17 protein-coding genes and 1 pseudogene are annotated in these 15,931 nt (G+C 57.5%); 9 read left to right on the forward strand and 9 right to left on the reverse strand.

The features are described from left to right. Positions 1 to 1,039: type IV secretory system conjugative DNA transfer family protein (locus tag HNQ95_RS16050; RefSeq protein ID WP_182585803.1), on the forward strand; the 1,039-nt coding region annotated here is incomplete at its 5' end. 244 nt (positions 1,040 to 1,283) lie between these two features. Here HNQ95_RS16050 and HNQ95_RS16055 read toward each other — a convergent pair. Then, entirely contained in the window at positions 1,284 to 4,460 is a 3,177-nt protein-coding gene (locus HNQ95_RS16055; protein WP_182574556.1) for a hypothetical protein, read from the reverse strand. 346 nt (positions 4,461 to 4,806) lie between these two features. Here HNQ95_RS16055 and HNQ95_RS16060 point away from each other — a divergent pair, with 346 nt between their 5' ends. Then, positions 4,807 to 5,646, forward strand: coding sequence for an ATP-dependent DNA ligase (locus HNQ95_RS16060; protein ID WP_182574555.1), 840 nt, complete (start codon positions 4,807 to 4,809; stop codon positions 5,644 to 5,646). A 160-nt stretch (positions 5,647 to 5,806) separates the two neighbouring features. Here the strand turns inward: HNQ95_RS16060 and HNQ95_RS33675 are convergent. Together HNQ95_RS33675 and HNQ95_RS16065 are read right to left on the reverse strand one after the other, a co-directional pair. Beyond that, positions 5,807 to 5,920 (reverse strand): annotated as a pseudogene (locus tag HNQ95_RS33675) (SOS response-associated peptidase); the annotation flags it as partial. Positions 5,921 to 5,929: 9 nt separating this feature from the next. Further along, on the reverse strand, positions 5,930 to 6,163 hold the full coding sequence (locus HNQ95_RS16065) for a hypothetical protein (RefSeq protein WP_182574554.1): 234 nt from the start codon (positions 6,161 to 6,163) through the stop codon (positions 5,930 to 5,932). Positions 6,164 to 6,519: 356 nt separating this feature from the next. Between HNQ95_RS16065 and HNQ95_RS16070 the strand changes: the two genes are divergently transcribed. Next, on the forward strand, positions 6,520 to 6,840 hold the full coding sequence (locus HNQ95_RS16070) for a hypothetical protein (RefSeq protein WP_182585805.1): 321 nt from the start codon (positions 6,520 to 6,522) through the stop codon (positions 6,838 to 6,840). Here HNQ95_RS16070 and HNQ95_RS16075 read toward each other — a convergent pair. Together HNQ95_RS16075 and HNQ95_RS16080 are read right to left on the reverse strand one after the other, a co-directional pair. Beyond that, complete coding sequence (locus tag HNQ95_RS16075) at positions 6,837 to 7,127, reverse strand: hypothetical protein (protein ID WP_182574552.1); 291 nt, start codon at positions 7,125 to 7,127, stop codon at positions 6,837 to 6,839. The two genes, HNQ95_RS16070 and HNQ95_RS16075, sit on opposite strands and share 4 nt — an antisense overlap. Before the next feature lie 34 nt (positions 7,128 to 7,161). Beyond that, positions 7,162 to 7,629: a Ros/MucR family transcriptional regulator gene (locus HNQ95_RS16080; protein WP_107652742.1), complete on the reverse strand. Its 468-nt coding sequence runs from the start codon at positions 7,627 to 7,629 to the stop codon at positions 7,162 to 7,164. Between the two features lie 517 nt (positions 7,630 to 8,146). On the opposite strand from HNQ95_RS16080, the gene HNQ95_RS16085 reads away from it, so the two are divergent. Both HNQ95_RS16085 and HNQ95_RS16090 read left to right on the forward strand, forming a co-directional pair. Continuing rightward, complete coding sequence (locus HNQ95_RS16085; RefSeq protein WP_182574551.1) at positions 8,147 to 8,710, forward strand: hypothetical protein; 564 nt, start codon at positions 8,147 to 8,149, stop codon at positions 8,708 to 8,710. A gap of 22 nt (positions 8,711 to 8,732) precedes the next feature. Then, positions 8,733 to 9,197 (forward strand): hypothetical protein, encoded by a 465-nt coding sequence (locus HNQ95_RS16090; RefSeq protein ID WP_182574550.1) that lies wholly within the window; start codon positions 8,733 to 8,735, stop codon positions 9,195 to 9,197. A gap of 27 nt (positions 9,198 to 9,224) precedes the next feature. Here the strand turns inward: HNQ95_RS16090 and HNQ95_RS16095 are convergent, their stop codons facing one another. The 3 genes from HNQ95_RS16095 to HNQ95_RS16105 are packed head-to-tail and all read right to left on the reverse strand — an operon-like array spanning position 9,225 to position 12,293. After that, entirely contained in the window at positions 9,225 to 9,437 is a 213-nt protein-coding gene (locus HNQ95_RS16095; protein WP_182574549.1) for a hypothetical protein, read from the reverse strand. Beyond that, positions 9,438 to 11,888 (reverse strand): relaxase/mobilization nuclease domain-containing protein, encoded by a 2,451-nt coding sequence (locus HNQ95_RS16100; RefSeq protein ID WP_182574548.1) that lies wholly within the window; start codon positions 11,886 to 11,888, stop codon positions 9,438 to 9,440. Between the two features lie 3 nt (positions 11,889 to 11,891). Beyond that, positions 11,892 to 12,293, reverse strand: coding sequence for a MobC family plasmid mobilization relaxosome protein (locus HNQ95_RS16105; RefSeq protein ID WP_182574547.1), 402 nt, complete (start codon positions 12,291 to 12,293; stop codon positions 11,892 to 11,894). A gap of 680 nt (positions 12,294 to 12,973) precedes the next feature. Between HNQ95_RS16105 and HNQ95_RS16110 the strand changes: the two genes are divergently transcribed. The 4 genes from HNQ95_RS16110 (at position 12,974) to HNQ95_RS16125 (ending at position 15,293) form a co-directional block, all read left to right on the forward strand. Continuing rightward, positions 12,974 to 13,687, forward strand: a complete 714-nt coding sequence (locus tag HNQ95_RS16110; RefSeq protein ID WP_182574658.1) for a ParA family protein — start codon at positions 12,974 to 12,976, stop codon at positions 13,685 to 13,687. 73 nt (positions 13,688 to 13,760) lie between these two features. Next, positions 13,761 to 14,120, forward strand: coding sequence for a hypothetical protein (locus HNQ95_RS33680; protein WP_246719247.1), 360 nt, complete (start codon positions 13,761 to 13,763; stop codon positions 14,118 to 14,120). A 3-nt stretch (positions 14,121 to 14,123) separates the two neighbouring features. Next, positions 14,124 to 14,516, forward strand: a complete 393-nt coding sequence (locus tag HNQ95_RS16120; RefSeq protein WP_182574546.1) for a hypothetical protein — start codon at positions 14,124 to 14,126, stop codon at positions 14,514 to 14,516. Between the two features lie 267 nt (positions 14,517 to 14,783). After that, on the forward strand, positions 14,784 to 15,293 hold the full coding sequence (locus HNQ95_RS16125; protein WP_312870935.1) for a helix-turn-helix transcriptional regulator: 510 nt from the start codon (positions 14,784 to 14,786) through the stop codon (positions 15,291 to 15,293). A 303-nt stretch (positions 15,294 to 15,596) separates the two neighbouring features. Here HNQ95_RS16125 and HNQ95_RS16130 read toward each other — a convergent pair whose 3' ends face one another. Continuing rightward, complete coding sequence (locus tag HNQ95_RS16130; RefSeq protein ID WP_182574545.1) at positions 15,597 to 15,920, reverse strand: hypothetical protein; 324 nt, start codon at positions 15,918 to 15,920, stop codon at positions 15,597 to 15,599. Positions 15,921 to 15,931 lie beyond the last annotated feature (11 nt).

Consider the following 15,931-nt stretch of genomic DNA (forward strand, 5'->3'; position numbering starts at 1 on the left):
AATGGACATTCTTACCCTTGAGCACGATCCGAACTCGCTGCCGGTCTACTTCCTGCTCGACGAGTTTCGGCAGTTGAAGAAGATGGACGAGATCATGACCAAGCTGCCCTATGTGGCAGGGTACAGAATCAAGCTCGCCATCATCATCCAGGACTTGAAGAATCTCGATGAGATTTACGGCGAAACCTCCCGGCATTCGCTGCTCGGCAATTGTGGTTATCAGCTCATTCTAGGCGCGAATGATCAGGCGACCGCCGACTATGCATCCCGTGCGCTCGGCAAGCGGACCATCCGCTACCAGTCGGAATCCCGCACGATCGAGCTCTTCGGCCTGCCAAGGCGCACGAAGGTCGAACAGATTCGCGAGCGTGACCTGATGATGCCGCAGGAAATCCGGCAGATGCCGGAGAGAAAGATGATACTGCTTGTTGAAGGCCAACGCCCGATCTTCGGCGACAAGCTGCGATTTTTCGAGACACAGCCATTCAAGTCCGCGGAAGCATTTTCTCAGGCGCACACACCGGACGTGCCGCCGATCGAATATCTTCCGGTACAGCCGGTTCCGGCTTTGACCGACGATTACAACCGGGCAGGCCAGCCCGCCGAAGATGTCGGTGCCCCGACTACCGGGATGGCTGACTCCGAAAAGAGAATGTCATCACCATTCGACGGTCCTGCGGTGATGCCAACTGTCGCTGCGACCACGAAAGCGGCACCAGCAACAAGGGAGCCCGCAACCCGCACCGTGAATCGCAACGCCAGCCTGCCGAAGCCGAAACGCGCTAAAGCGGGATCGAGTGGCGGATCTGGAAACGAAGCGGAGGAGAAACCGGAGGTAGCGGCGATCGACGCCCGGATTAGAGTTGCCGAAGATAGCCTGAAGTCCAGCGCTGAACGCCTCAAGGAGACGGTTTCTCAGAAAGTCGAAAAGCTTGGCCAAGCATCGCCCTCGAAACGGCGAAACTATCTCGATATTTTCGCGACGACTGTTCCCGATCCAGTCGAACTCGGCCTGGCGGCCGCCGAAGCTCAAGCATAAAGAGCCGCAAATTGCGGGTCTTTAAGCACTTGGCACCGTACTCGCCCACCAGCGGGTCGTCTGAGTGGAATTGGACCCAGCGGAGGAACTCGCGAAGCGGGGGAGGTGGGCCCAAGCCGGTCACTTCCGCAATTGTGCCGAAGGGCTAGAATGAGAGAGGAAGGAGTCCGTCGCCCCAACCCGTCGGAACAGGACGGTCAACCGAAGTATTGCAATGTTGAGGTAGTTACCGGTGCGATTGAGCTCATTGTACCCCGTGTACCTTTTCAAGGGCCCAATCGCTCCATTCCCCAACCCGATCCTGTAGGTAGAGGCTGCTGCTGAAATTGCGCCGATCGATCTCCTCGCAGAGACCATTCGGGTCCAACAGGTTCCTGACTCGTAACATGACGCCCTCAGGACGTTCGGCGAGAAGTATATTCTCTGGCCGAACAGCACATTTCTTCATTGATTCAGTGAACTCCGGATGAGCCGCACTTGAAGCCAATTCCAGCGTCTCAAGGGTCTCGCGCAACAACTGTTCTTGCCGAGCTAACGATCGCAGCGATCGCGCCTCGGCTTCCGAGATCACCAGCCTAGCAGGCAGGGTCTGCGTAGAGTCCTGGCCGTTCTTTAGCGCTCGATAAATGTCAAGAAGTATGCTGTGCCGTCTGTTTGCGGCCTCAGGAATGGCCGCTCGCAACACTGTGAGATCAGCATGCGAGGTAACAGTCAGCTTTTCTTTTTCTAGCGACCTGTAGAGATAAGCAAAGCGTTCTGGCCAAGTCGGAAATAGGTATCTACTCCGTCCGCCATCAGGATAAATCGGAATGACGAGCGGAACTTTAAAACTATGGGTGAACAATGTAAACAACGAAGCCGGTCTGCTGGCTCCTGACCAAGGAACCTGGTCCCACCAAAGCCGTACATTACCCTTGTTCTTCTCGCTCCCCTCATTTATCCACTCCTTGGTTTGAGGGGGTGCAGTTGCGGCAATTATGTCAATTTGCCCCGTGAGATAACCCCCTGCCATGCAGATCGAGCCACCACGAGTCGCCGGCTGCACCGGTCCACAATCGACAAAGTCCTTCGCAAGAGGGCCGGGAGTCGCCATTACGACGTCGTGGATGTGGCCATAAAGCTCTACTAGGCTTGACGTTTTGGCGAGAGATTCAATATCCCCGATATCGAGCAGGTTGCGAAATTTTTCGGGAAGCTGGTGGTAGTCTACAAGGGCGGTTCCTGCAAACTTCCGGCCCGCATAATCTTGCAAATTGTACCAGGAATCAGAGCTTTTGGCCGGATCGGCGTTGATGTCGTTCACAAAGACATTTCTAAAATTGGTAAACCTTTTCCTGTATGTCGACCTCGGTTCATCACCATCGATGTTGAAATTAACGTACTCAGCTGCGTTTTTGTAAGTCGCCGGATCGTCAACGCAGCTTATACAGGTATGATATAAGTCATATTCTAACCCAGATCGCGTTATGTACATCCTATATTTGGCAATGACATTCTTGACGGCTAGGATTAGGTCACTTTGGACTTGATTGTACTGTCCCACGATGTTTAGCGGCTCGTCCCCTCCGAGTTCGGCGAGTCCACCGACAAGAGCGATTCCGTCCTCATAGACCTCATCAAGCAGCTCCAGATCGGAAGGATTTAGATCGAGGCTGCCAAGGTCAGTCCTCTGCCTCAATGCCTCCATGCCGAGGATCCACATGATAGGGTCGACATAGCCGCCCGACAACACCTCGCTGCTACCGGCGGTCTGTATCCTCCGCTGATCAGGCTGTTTCGGCAGAGAGGCTAGCAACTTGCCGATGAAAACAGGCAGGTATTGCGGCTGATTCAGAAGACCTGGGACGTCCCCCGCAGAATCCGCTACTAGCAAGACGTTCTTCGTAGAGGTTCGGCTATCGAAGAGAAGCGTCCTGAACAACCGACGCCTGCAGCGATCCCGCTGGGCGCTGTCAGCGCCATCCAACAGCGAACATTGCTCATCAGTGTCGGCTTTAATTCGGTCGTATTGATCCATTACGCGCTGGTTGGCAATTCCCATCGACTCAGTCTCGATCTGGGCGGAGACTACCTCAATGCTTTCAAGGGTCTGAGTTGTCAGGTCACGAACCTGCAGCAGTGTGTCGGTGAGTTGGCCAAAAGAAGCAATTTGCATCCCAAGGATGGCTTCAAGCTTGGAGTCGATTTCGGTGAAGCCTGTTCGAATAAAGTCAGAAAGGTTGTTTAAGCTCTCGGCCAAACCCTTGAGCATTTCAAACATTGTAAGCTGAGCATCTGGCTTGCCGGAAGTTGCGATGCCTTGCACAATGGTCACCCAACCGCCGACGAAAGAGACAGGTCCTATGGTCTTTCGGTTAAAAAAGTCGTCTGTTAATTTTCCCACCTGAAGTATCGTAGAAGAATATCGATAATATTCCCTTCCTAGATTTTTATCACTAAGCTGCATCAAACCCGAAAGTATTCGAGAATACCCCTCGAATTCGCCAAGATCATATGTTAGGCCTCTGTCGGCAGCGCCGTCGGCCGAGCTGCCGACGTCGTCATCATCGGCAGCTGTGGTGTCGGAAGACGGATTTCCATCTGGCTCTGGCGATTGTCGAGCTAAGTCCTTCCTAATTCGTTCGAGAGTCTCGCCCTGACGTTTCTTAAGCTCGGATTCATACGACGGAAGCTGATTGTCAGCATTCAGTATCCGATCAACGATATTTCCGCCCATCAAATCAAAAATGCTTGTCTGATCCTTATACGGATCAATAAGCATCTCATCAATAACCTTTTGAAGCGCTGAATCGGATTGACTTAAGTCGACGTTTTCAATTGATGATTGCAATGACGTACGGACTTTGTCTCCATCGAATAATTGATCAGATTGTTCGTCCTCAAAGGCTTTCGATAAGCCTTTCCCTGCTAAACTAATGACCTTCGAGCCAGGCAGAAAATACTCCAGATATTCACCCATAGTTCCGGCAACTTGGCCGGGTACTCTTTTGGCGAGATATCGACCTGTTTCGTGCTTAAGAAAGCCCGTGTACCCCCAGGGATGCATTGGGTCCAGCTGCTCCGGAGCTGCCGGTGGGTCTGGAAGACGGGTAGCATAGGGAGGAGATAAGTACGAAAAATTGTAAGCGTCGTGGAATATTTGCCGATATTCGGCGGTGTTTGATCGAGATTTAGAGATTTCGTTTGCCCTTGATAAAGCTCCAACGTAGTCTCTATTTCGCTCGCTTAAACCCAAGATAAAAAGCTGGTTAACCCGATGTTTTTGCGTAGAATTCATCAGGTCATATTTAGACCGATAGTCGCTGCCAACTTCAATCGTACTAGCTGTGGTGGTACTCGCAGTTGCCAGCAACAAGAGCAGCACCAATTTCCAATGGTGTAAATAGTCTGACCAACCCAGGCGTTTTCGTGTGAGGGCCATAGGCGAAGGCCTCCGCGACAGAATATCCGGCCACCCTTGTATCGGAGTGTGAGATTGGAGTCGAACGGATCGTGTGTGGAACATCCGGAGGACTCTTTGCCGCCGGTCGGTTTCAGAACAGCGGCCCGGCGTCGCATCGAAGGGGGACTGGGGCCGAGCCTAACCGGCTTACGGGGGTAGTTTTACCAGCCGAGGTGAATTTAGGCTCACCCATACATCATTGCTTGCTAATTTAATAAAATGATCATGTTCCGTTCCCCTAGCCCCCAGATCGTGCGGGCCTAAACTCGATCCCGTGCCTAAACAAGTGAGTGCCGGCACTGGCCGGCTGGCGTTCATTCCACCGATGTTGCCGACCCTGGTTGCTAAGCCTCCCGAGGGGGATGACTGGATTCACGAGGTCAAGCTCGACGGCTACCGCTCCCAGATCGTCATCAACGGCCCGGATGTTCGCATGTACACCAGGCGGGGCCTCGACTGGTCTGAAAAATATCGCGACCTGGTCGAAGCCGCGAAGGCGCTCGATGTCGAGACGGCGATCGTCGATGGTGAAACGATCGTCACCAATGATGCCGGCCTCCCGGATTTCGCCGCACTTCGGCGAGCAATCACGCGACGACAGCATGACCTCTACTTCGTCGCCTTCGATCTGCTGCACCTCAACGGCCACGATCTGCGCGACCTCGGCGTCGAGGAGCGGCGCGAGATCCTGCTCGGTCTGATCCAGCCCGACAGCCGCATCCAGTTCAGCGAGACGATGCCGGGCGGCGACGCCAATACGATCTTCTATCTGGTCGACCAGGCGGGGCTTGAGGGCATAGTGTCGAAGCGCCTTGGCAGCAAATATCGCAGCGGCAACACGACGGCATGGCTGAAGACCAAAAGCTATACCGTGAGCGACCTCGAATTGCTCGGCGTCGAGCGGGAAAGGGGCAAGCCCGCCTTCGCCCTCATGGGAGAGCCAGGCACCCGCAAATATGTCGGCTCCGCTTTCATCACGCTGAACCGTGAGATGCGGGAACGGCTGTGGAAGCGCGTTCAGGAGCACGCCGGGCCGGCACCTAAGGGGGTGAAGCGGCAGGCGACAACGTGGGTCAAGCCGGGCCTGAAGGGCCACGTCAAGCACCTACGGGGCGAAGACAAGTTGCGCCACGCATCGCTGCAGGATTTCTGGGAGGAGAGTTAAGCGGTTTGGCGCGTTGTTGCTGCGCGTCCAGGAACATGCCGGGCCAGCACCCAACGAATGGGTCAAGCCGGGGCTGATCGGCCGCATCCACTCCTGCGCGGCGAGGAAGACCTGCGGCAGTCCTCGATGCAGGGTTTCCACGAAGAGGATTAGCGGCAAATTGGTTGGGATAGATATCGATCGACGGGTCAAGATTGCCGATGATGTCCCGCAAGGCGCGAGTCAACTGGCGAATGGCCTCCTGGCTGGTGGCAATGTTGTAGAGATTGCACATGCCGTTGCCTCAGGTGCGCAGGATCTCGGGGACGCTCAGCGGCCCGAGATCGAGAATTCTCTTGTACTCGCCCGACCGGCGCCAGACACCACGTGCCTTGCCGTTTTCCCGGTCGCGCCTTGGATCGAACATCACGCCGGCGAAGTGGTCAAGGAACGCTTGTGCGGACGCCTGGTCGGCGAAGCAGTAGAGGCGCCAGTTTTCATACTTCTGGTCCGGCCATATCGCCTGCACCTGTCTCACCAGTGGGCTCAGTCCGCGGTTTTGGCAAAACGTGCGGATTAACGCGAAGCTGTGTCCTGTGCACAGGTCATCGGGCAGAGCCACCTGATAAGGCCATTCCCGATCGATCCTGGCAGGCGAGGGACCTCGGCTGCGCATCGGTGTCAGCGTGGTGTCGGCTCATCGGTCGTCTTCTCAAACGCGTCGATGGCATCGTGAACGGCCACGCGAAATCTCCTCAGGTGAAGCATCCTTGATGCGCAAAAGCAGGTCCATCTGTGCCTCCTGTTGCTTCCCGGCCAACAGTGAACAAAATGGGAACAAAAATGTCAAGCGAGGCCTTGACGACGGAGGAATAAGTTCCTCATTTGACAGGCATGCCTGAACAACCAGAAAAATGGCCGCAAGGTGCCCCATGGACGTTGATGCATGCTCACAACGCGGGGCAGGTGGCCCGTATTTGCTGCGGCCACTGCAACATTAAGCGCTTCTATAAGCCGCTGGAGCTTCGGGAAGTCATTGGCAATGTCACCATTGAGCAGGTGCGGGCAAAAGTCCGCTGCGAAAAATGCGGTCGCAAGGAATCAATGAGCGCAGAACTGTTCCATCCTGTCGGTCAGGAATTGGTGACGGTCCGTTTCCGACGCTTGGTCGAAATCAGATGGGAACGGCGGGTTATCTGGAGAGACGAAAGCTAAGCGCTCCCGTCCGTGTCGCTGTCCTCGTCTATTTCGCGGACCGGCAGATAGGCATTGGTTTCGAGCCACTCGCGCAAGATGACTTGAATTAGGTATGATCTGCCGACATTCATTTCGGTAGCAATCGAGTTGAGCGCATCCTCAGTTGCCGGTTCCAGCGGCACGCCTGTCACGTTTCTGAGCATCAATGCAGCTCGACGCAATATAATCTGCAGATCCGCACGGGAAATGTCCCCGATGCGATCGGCCGCGCTTTCAAGCTCTGCGGCAATAGATTGACGCGTCATCGCATCGAGCCCGCTTGCCTGAGGCAGGGTCTTCTTAGGCCTTCACCCGCTTGGCTGGTGCCTTCTTGGCTGGCGCCTTCTTGGTGGGCATTTTTGCGCTCGCCTTGCGACCAAGTCCGATAGACTTCGCCAGCTCTGACCGTTGTGCAGCGTAGCTTGGTGCCACCATAGGGTAGTCCCGCGCCAACCCCCACTTGGCTCGATACTCGTCAGGCGTCATGCCAAGCAAGCCCAAGTGCCGTTTCATCGACTTGAACTTGCGCCCATCTTCCAAGGAAATGATATGGTCGGGAAACACAGATTTTTTCGGATTGACGGCCGGGGTCTGTGTTGGCTGCTCAACTACAGCTGGCTTGACTAGGCTAACGAGAGCGGAATTCACCGAAGAAATAAGGTCGGGCAGGCCTGCTACGGGTACTGCGTTATTTTGGACAAACGCCGCGACAATATCCGCGGTCAATTCCATCAATTCCGCGTTCTGGCGATTGTTCTCTTCGGTCATTCATCAACTCCTATTGCTATTCCGCTTTCGTATGGCGGAAAGTCGGATCGCGCAAGAAGCAGGTCCACAGAACGGACTACTCGGGATCATCGGCCGGCCGCTGCGGTTTAAGGCAGAGTCTTGAAAACTTCCGCACCTGGAACTGTACACGCCTACATTGCTAGTGGTCAAAATCTGACGCTTGGTACCCTATGCGGAATACCTCTTCCGACCCCTTCTTTGCCCTTTCTTCGGAGCAACGTTACGGCAGTACGTGTGTGTTTCGGCGTGGAATTTTGCGCGCCGGTCCGGGGTCCCCTTTCCAGGCCGATTGACAAGTACGTGATCCAATCCCAACCTTCCTAGGCCGATTCTCCGTTCCCGAAAGAGCCGACATTGGGCGCAACCACCGCTCATGATCTACTGCGGATTTCCCCGGCGAGTTTTCTTCCCAAGAGCGGTCTTGGACGAAACCTAGCAATGGGATTGGCTTCGGAGCGGCGAGGTAATAGGCTTCCATGCATCCTGGGGAGGGTGCATGGGGCGACTGAACCACCAACGTCCGATTCTGCAGCTGATCGACGCGAAGAAGCGCGGCCTCGCGATCGTCGGTTTGTCTGCGTCTCCCTTGGGAAAGCGATACCTCACGCCGGGCAGCACGTCCGCGTCACGTTTGAAAAAAGAGCCTTCGGAGAAGGAGAAGATACATCGTGTCGCCGTGGCGATCGTAGACCGCTTCATCGCGAACGGAGACTGCACGGACGCCAACCTCCTGCTCGAGTTCGCAAAGCCCGGCCGTGACCGGGAAGCATTGCGAGAGTGGTTTACCCTGTACGGCGGCATGAAAATCAAGGGAGACGCGGGAGCCTTCGGCAAGAACAGGAAGCGATCGCCTGACCGCGACGCGGGATTGGCCAATCCATACTGGTCCCTGAAAGATCCTCCAAAGAGGAAGGCGTTCCACCTCGATGTCGAGCTTTCCGCGGTTCTCTCGAAGGCTCGGGAAAGAAAGCTCGAGAGGGTGGTCGGTGACAACGTCCCGGACAGCCTGCTCGACGACATGGAGAACCTGCTGCGGCGGCATGGGATTGGCTTCGATTGAGACAGGATCGGTAGGGTCAACGATGAAGATCTCCATCATCTCCTTTGCCGCGCTCGTGCTGACGGCCTCTCCGGCGGTCAGCCAGTCCCAGCCGGACGAAATCCGGCGCTTGCTGAACAGCCCTGTGGACATCATCGCTGCCGCGGGCTTCGCGGCGTCGACGGCGAGCCATCGCGAGCTCTGCGGCGGACCGCCAGAGTTCGATGGCCACGCTGAGATGATCATGAGACTGGAGTTCGGTTCCCTGGGAGCCGAGGACCAGGAGCGCTACAAGGCAGCGATGACACGTCAGTACCAGTCGAACGCGTCGATCTACGGGACCCTCGGCGAGGACGCCAAGAAGTCCTTCTGCTCGGGGCTGAACTCGGCGATCCTCACGCGGTCGACCGCGTTTGTCAGGACGCATCCGCATTCCGCCTGGCCGGCGCCTAACAGGCAAATCTACCCCAACGCCCCCCAAACGGCGCCGGTTCTTATCCTTGCATAAGACTCGAACGCCAGGGGCCCGCAACTATCAGAACGGCCAAAAGCCGGCCAAAAAAGCCAGCGTTTCGCTGCTCCACTGCATGAAGTTTTGGTACCAGCCAGACACCGTTTCATAAGCAACCTGCAGTGCACCCAGGAAGAAAACGAAACAGATGACGATAGCAAATACCTTGCCAAACCCCTCGTCACCCTTCGGGTCGCTGTACTGGTAAAGGTAGTCCTGTCGATCAAACATCGTCATCTAACGGTCCCGGTCGTCGCGGTCGCGTTCCCTTCTTTCCAGTTCCTCTCGCTCCAGCTCCTCGAGGCGAGGAACGTGCTGTTGCGCCGGATCGGTCCGTGTCGTTTCGCCGCCGCGCTGTGCCGCCTCCTTGTCCCGGTTTAACTTATCCTGCAGCCGATTTGTAGCATCTACGGTCGACGCCAGTTCGTGAGCCTCGCGCTCGGCCGGTTCGTCCGGCCGGCGCTCGGCCTCCTCGGGGCGAGGATCTCGCTGCTGTTCGGTCACGGCATCAACATTGGCAGGGGTTTTGCCCTGCTCTTCTGCCGGCCGCTCTTGGGTCTTCTCTGCCGCCTCGATAGCGCGCTTGAGCTCCGGATCCTTCTCGGCTACCTCGCGCATATAGGTGTTGCCCTGGACGGCAAGCTCTGCCGCGCGAGCCAGTCCGCGCTCAATATCAGCTCGCAATACCCTTGGATCGTTGGAAAGCTCACCGGCCTCAATTCTACCCAAACCCTCGCGACTGGTTTCGATGTCCACAAGAACGTCATTTGCCGCCTCGACAACCGCCTTACCGTGTTTGGTGACTGCCGCATCCCACTGTTCATTCGCATCGGCGCGACGCTCCCGGCTTTCGTTTCGCTCGGTCGCAGTCCTCTGCTCCGCCTGTGCCTGGCCCTTCATCTCGTAAAGCTCCATGAGCTCGCGCCGGCCGTTCACATGCTCGCGGGCGACAGACGCCACTTCATCAAAGTCGTCTCGCTCGTCCGGACCGACGCTCCGCTCCAGCCGGAACAACGCCGTCTCGACCTTCTTTTCATAGGCCTCAAACTTTGCTCGCGTTGTCTCGCGCATTTCCTGGCCCTCCAAAACGACTTTCTGCAAGGTTACCAGATTGGCGCGGAATTTTGATCCGAAATCTGCATGGACGACATTTGCGTTCGCTTCCGCCTGACCAGCCGAAAGGCTTGCTGTCAAGTGATCCCGCTGCTGTTCTGCATAAGCGACAACACGTCGATCACCGCTGATGAGCGCAACTTTCTGCCAACTCTGCGTTGCCTTTATGGCATACTCCCGGCTTCTTTCGGCCTTCGCCAGACTGCGCCGTCCGCCTCGCTTGGCGTCGTACCGTCCCTGTGCCGCCTCGCTGGTCCCGACGTGCTCGGTCCGCCCTTCCCTGCTCACCGGCCTCACCTGATTGCGGGTAAAGGCGGGCGGACTGGCGAACTCGCGACGATCGGTCATCTCCATCGCTATTCCCTGTGCCCGGGCCTGCTTCGCCATTGTGGCCCGCCACTCCCGAAACACCTGCGGGGTCGTCTCGATCCGATCCCCCGATTCCGATCGCATGGTGATGATCGCGTGGGCGTGGACATGTGGCCGCTTGCCTCCCTCGCCTTCTTCCTTCGGATCATTGGCCGGATCATGCATGGCAAACACGTAGCGATGGCCGGCGAACTGCTCGGCCAGGAAGTCGCGTGCAGCGTTTTCAAACGCCCCGACATTCGTGCCGGCCCGGGCCGACATGATCAGGTGCATCACGTCGCGGCCTTTGCGGCTGTGCAGATCACCGCGCCATTCCTTTTGCACCAGGTCGCCAGCGAGCTCTTCGTCACCGATGACTTGACCGCGGTCGTCGCGAACGTTGCCGTCATGACGTTCGACCAGGCTCCGCAATTTGCTGGCGCCATACTCGACACCGTTGCCGTAGCCCTGGAACGAGAACCGCGCCGCCACATCCTGCGCGGCCGCACTGGCGTCATATCGCGCTTGAATGATGCTGGCGGCCTTGTCGTCGCCAGTCAGCCGCTCCCCCTGCCCGCTTCTGAGAACGACCGCACCTTGAACCGTCAGCGCGCCGTCGCCCTGGCGCGTGACCGCATAAGCGTAGCGGCGATCGCCAAATGCGCTTGTCAAACTGTTCCTGACCAGCTCATGCATCGCCTCGTCTGACGAAATCGCCGCAGTCGCAATCGCTACGGTGAAGCTGCCGATATCGCGGCTCTCTGCGCGGTTCTGGAACAGATGGTTCCAGTCGCCCCGCAACCGCGCCAGATCCTCGCGGCTGCTGATGCGCTCGCCGTTCTCGTTCTCGACAGCGAGATCGCCGCCGCGCGACACATAGTTCAGCATCGCCCCTACCCTCGCGCCGGCGCCATAGGATGCCATTTTGACAACCGCAGGCTGGCTGCCCTGGGCAACCGCCGCTAGCCGCGCTTCAGTTGGACGGAAAGCCGATGCTGCCCGCGTCTCGGCCGCGAAGATCGGCCTGGCGGCCGCCCGCCGCATTTTTTGCTGGCTGCCACCACCGCTACCAGCGCCAGCACCGCCGCCCGACTCGGCCATCACTTTCAATCGGCGCTTCATTTCGTCTTCGGCCGACCGCCGCTTTCCGCCAAGCGACAATTCATGCAGCAACGCCGCGCGCCGCTGCTCCCATTCGCTGGTGAAGGCGCCGAAGAAAATTTCCACGCCTTACCCCTCCCCACGCCGCTTGTGGCCGGCGCGCTTCGATAGCGATCGTAACTCGGTCATCATGGCCGCCTGGATGCGCTGCACGTTGCCAAGATTGATGTCGAGCTCGCTCGGGTGAACGGTCTTGCCGCTGTTTATCGATCGCGCAACCTGGTTCAGGTTCACGCCAATCGCGCGCATGTCCTCCAGCAGCAGCGCCATGACGAGCCGATCATCCTTAGTCAGGATCGGTCGTACGCCGGCGCCTTCGAGGATCAGCGACCGGAAAAATCCTGAAACCGTCATGTCGGCCGCCTTCGCGGCCTTTTCGATCGCCGCATATTCGTCCGCGCTGACGCGGGCATGCACCATCCGACCCTTCCGGTCCGGCTCGAGCCGGACCTCGAATTTCGCGTCGTCCATTGGCCTTGGGCCCCTCTCTCTGGCGCTTGCGGCAGGCATCGAGGGCTTGTTCCTCGATCGTCAGGAAAATGTCGCACATTTTTCCGTATCCTGCCAACACTCAATAAACGTGAAATTCCTACTCAACAGCGGATATCTTCGAGCGGCCCACATTTCGCTCGTCCACATCGAAACGATGGCAGGGCCTCCGTCCCTGCCCATTCAAACGCTAAAACGCTCTCCAGGGTTCACCTCCAGGACCGCTTTGTCGGCCTTTGTGTGCCCCTCGTACTCGTCCGCAAGGGACGCTCCGCTCTTCGCCCTGGGCGGACTGCGTGCGAGCGTCACAGACGGCCTTCGCGCGGCTCCGGGGTTCACCACAAAAGGAGCGGGAAGGCCGGCGGCGGCGCTGACGGTCCTCTTTGGCCACACGGGTGAAAATTGAGTCCCAGCGCGCGGATCTAATTTCACACGACTTGTTCACACGGTGTGGTCACATGCCATGACGTTACGATATGAAAGCAAGATGTGATTGAAGTATCACACGCCAGGGTAGTGAGGCTTAACCGCATCGTGTAAAAACGCCACGCGAAACCAAGCACTCACTTCGTTTGGAAATGCTGTTGCCCAAGAGGAGGCATCAGCGTGGCGACGGCCCTGCCGCGTTCGGCTTTGGGGACAGCAAAGGAGGGAGATCAGACATGCCTCGAAGAATTTGCGCGATCAGCGGCAAAGGCGGCGCCGGGAAGACGACGGCCATTATCCTCGTTGCCGGCGAGTACGCTATTCATGGAAAGAAGGTTCTTCTGATCGACGCCGATCCGCGCCAGAACCTCGCCGAATGGTGGAAGCGATGTGAGGCCAAGGACAATCTTCCGGCCAACATCGAGCTACACAGCGCGGCAACCCAGCGAAGCATCGAGACCGTGCTGGCCGAACAAAACGGCGCCTATGAGGTAATCCTGATGGACTCACCGGGCGTCGACAGCGTCATCCGCGATACGATCATCCGCAACTCCGACCTGGTGCTGACGCCAATTCAGCCGAACCAGGATGAAATTAAGGCGGCCGGCGAAGCCGCCACCATCACGGCGGATATTGGCGACAGGGAGGGGCGCACGATTCCCCACGTCAACGTGGTGACGCGCATCGCCCTTCCGGGCCGCGTTCTCGAGGCTTACCGGCTGATCCGTCCGTTCATCGCCAATCTTCGCGACAATGGCTATGAATCGACGCTGATGGAAACCGAGCTCACCGAAAGAAATTGCTACCGCGAAATCCGTAACGGCCTCGGCACTTTGCAGATGCTCGAGCTGACCGACCCGGTCATGAAGGGTCGCGCGGAGGTCGCGGCATTTGTGGCCGAGCTCGATCGCCATATCGCGGCAAACCGGGAAAAGGTGGGAAATGTCTAAACCAGGCAAACTGTCCGTCTCTGACTTTCCGATCGCACCGCGACGGCCGAAGCCAGCCACATCCAAAGCCACAATGAAACCAGCATCTGTGTCGGAAGAGGCAGAGGCGGGAATGACTGCACGGGAACCAGAAGCTGCGCCGGTTTCAGAAGCGGATGCAACACGAGAGCGTCCGCGGCGCGGTCTGCCGAACCCGAGCGGTGACGAGCGCAAAAGCAAGGCGATCGAACGTGCTCTGGCTCAGGAGGAGGGACGCTATCGCCTGCGCGACCTGAAGCGGGCGCACGCGCGGGAAGCCAAGCACTACGTCAATTGCCCGCTGGACTACGATACGAAGATGCGACTGCAAAAGGCTGGCTTCGACAATGACATCAAAATGACGGTGATCATAAAGGCGGCCATCGACCAGTTTCTCCGAGACAACGGCTATTGACCCGTGAGCGGTCGCAGCTTCCTGCTCGGGATCACGATCGGTATCCTTATTGGCATCTATGCCGCACCGTGGGTCGGTCGCCAAGGCATCGACTTGGGTGAAGGCTCAAATGTCGCTTCCCCATTGAACGGGCTTACGGAATCCGCTCTCGATGCGGCCATCCGGCCTTCGGACGAAACCGCCAAAGGCGAGCTGTTTCGCTTATCCAATTGGGATATCTCAATGCACGGGACTGGATCGACGGTTACCGTGAAGCGATGTATTAGTATTGGCAAAGATTCTATCGCGTGCGAACTCCTGGCGCATCTGGGGTGGGTCGATGGGGAAAAACGTGTCGAAGCTGTGTTCGAGGGAAAGCCGGGTACTTGGCGAATGGTTGCAGCCAGGGCGCGCTGATTTTCCCTCAGTGGACAGTGCCTATCCCGGCGCCAGCTTAAGGGCGCTATGAATGCAGACTTCCGCTGGAAAGAACCATGCCAGGCGAGCGCAGCACGGCCCTGATGGTTGCTTATTGCGAGTAGCGGAAAGCGCTGTCCTCCCTTCCCGCTTATGGAAAATCGCTGTGCAAGAGAGTGCCGAGGCGTACTTGGGGCAATCTCGTTTTCAAATGTTTGATTGAGGTCGTTGCCCTGTCCGAGACTAGGGAAAAGTAAGGGAGAGGACGTGCCTAAGGATATGGACGGCTATAAAAACAAAATGGAATTGGTTGAGACAATCGATCCTGAGATCGACAAACCTGTTTTCCGCCGCCCGGGGTTCGAAGGCATCAAAACCCTAGGCGAGATCGATGAAAGAATTGCCACCTTTATCCGCAAGGCGCGCGAGGACAAGGATCTGACTCGCGCAGAGCTCGCGCCCTTGCTTGGCCTTTCGATGCAGGTTTATGGCCGCTATGAACGCGCATTCTCAAAAATGCACGTCACGCGCATGATCCACCTGTGCGAAATACTCGGGTTCATGCCGATGGAAATGCTGTTCAGCGCTGCCCCGCATCTATGGGGCCGCACGCCGGAGGAAGCGCGCGACACCATGGAACTCGCGCAACAGGTCGTGTCTCTGCCGCACGGCACCAAGCGGGATTTGCTGGCTTTGGTCAAGAAAATGGTAGATTTGGAGCGTACCGCCGGCACCGCGCCGGCGGATGCGCCAAAGGGCAACGGTGGTAGCCTTTAATCGGGTTCCCTGTGCGATGTCGGGGTCCGCAGAACCGAAACTGGAGAGGTGCGAGCCAGATCAAGGGCTGCGTCTGTGGCGAGAACGCCAAGGCAAGTCAACGGCTTAGGCACCATACGACACGGTGCTGCTGGTGCTACTCGACAACCGCACCATAAAGCCGAAGGAAATGTGAGAGGCTTCCTACGCCGCAGTTGAAAGGCGGCCTGCGGTGCACGGCTCGAAGGCGCGTGGCAGCGGCGCACTGGGCGTGTAGGAGTTCAAGCGGCTGGCGCTGCTCGTCTGGGCTGCCCGGCCTGAGTCTCAAATTTTGAGCTGGTATTCGCGCTCAAGGTAGTCAAGCACCCGATTCAGGCCGTTCATAATGTGGAGTTCGTTGGCTCCAAACGCGTAATAGCCGCCGAGCACGGTGTCGCTACTCATATCCCCGTCAACGGAGCGCTTCTTGACCTTCGACCCCTCTTCGTCGCGAAAGGTGATCGGGTACCGAAACTCGCGGCCTTCGCCCTCGAACACACCGCCCGGCCCCCAATTCTGTATGTTGGCGTTGTAGCATTCGTTGCCGATCATCGACTCAAGCTTGATAAGAAGGGCTTTGCGCGCCTTGGTCACTTTCCTGCGTGCCATGGTTGGTCCCC

The organism is Aminobacter ciceronei (assembly GCF_014138625.1).
In the GTDB taxonomy this organism is placed as follows: Bacteria; Pseudomonadota; Alphaproteobacteria; order Rhizobiales; family Rhizobiaceae; genus Aminobacter; species Aminobacter ciceronei.

Excerpts from the sequence above, each read along its gene's own strand:
- HNQ95_RS16055 (WP_182574556.1), bottom strand. The coding sequence starts at position 4,460 with ATGGCCCTCACACGAAAACGCCTGGGTTGGTCAGACTATTTACACCAT.
- HNQ95_RS16060 (WP_182574555.1), top strand. The coding sequence starts at position 4,807 with ATGTTGCCGACCCTGGTTGCTAAGCCTCCCGAGGGGGATGACTGGATT.
- HNQ95_RS16070 (WP_182585805.1), top strand. The coding sequence starts at position 6,520 with ATGCCTGAACAACCAGAAAAATGGCCGCAAGGTGCCCCATGGACGTTG.
- HNQ95_RS16075 (WP_182574552.1), bottom strand. The coding sequence starts at position 7,127 with ATGACGCGTCAATCTATTGCCGCAGAGCTTGAAAGCGCGGCCGATCGC.
- HNQ95_RS16080 (WP_107652742.1), bottom strand. The coding sequence starts at position 7,629 with ATGACCGAAGAGAACAATCGCCAGAACGCGGAATTGATGGAATTGACC.
- HNQ95_RS16085 (WP_182574551.1), top strand. The coding sequence starts at position 8,147 with ATGGGGCGACTGAACCACCAACGTCCGATTCTGCAGCTGATCGACGCG.
- HNQ95_RS16090 (WP_182574550.1), top strand. The coding sequence starts at position 8,733 with ATGAAGATCTCCATCATCTCCTTTGCCGCGCTCGTGCTGACGGCCTCT.
- HNQ95_RS16095 (WP_182574549.1), bottom strand. The coding sequence starts at position 9,437 with ATGACGATGTTTGATCGACAGGACTACCTTTACCAGTACAGCGACCCG.
- HNQ95_RS16105 (WP_182574547.1), bottom strand. The coding sequence starts at position 12,293 with ATGGACGACGCGAAATTCGAGGTCCGGCTCGAGCCGGACCGGAAGGGT.
- HNQ95_RS16110 (WP_182574658.1), top strand. The coding sequence starts at position 12,974 with ATGCCTCGAAGAATTTGCGCGATCAGCGGCAAAGGCGGCGCCGGGAAG.
- HNQ95_RS33680 (WP_246719247.1), top strand. The coding sequence starts at position 13,761 with ATGAAACCAGCATCTGTGTCGGAAGAGGCAGAGGCGGGAATGACTGCA.
- HNQ95_RS16130 (WP_182574545.1), bottom strand. The coding sequence starts at position 15,920 with ATGGCACGCAGGAAAGTGACCAAGGCGCGCAAAGCCCTTCTTATCAAG.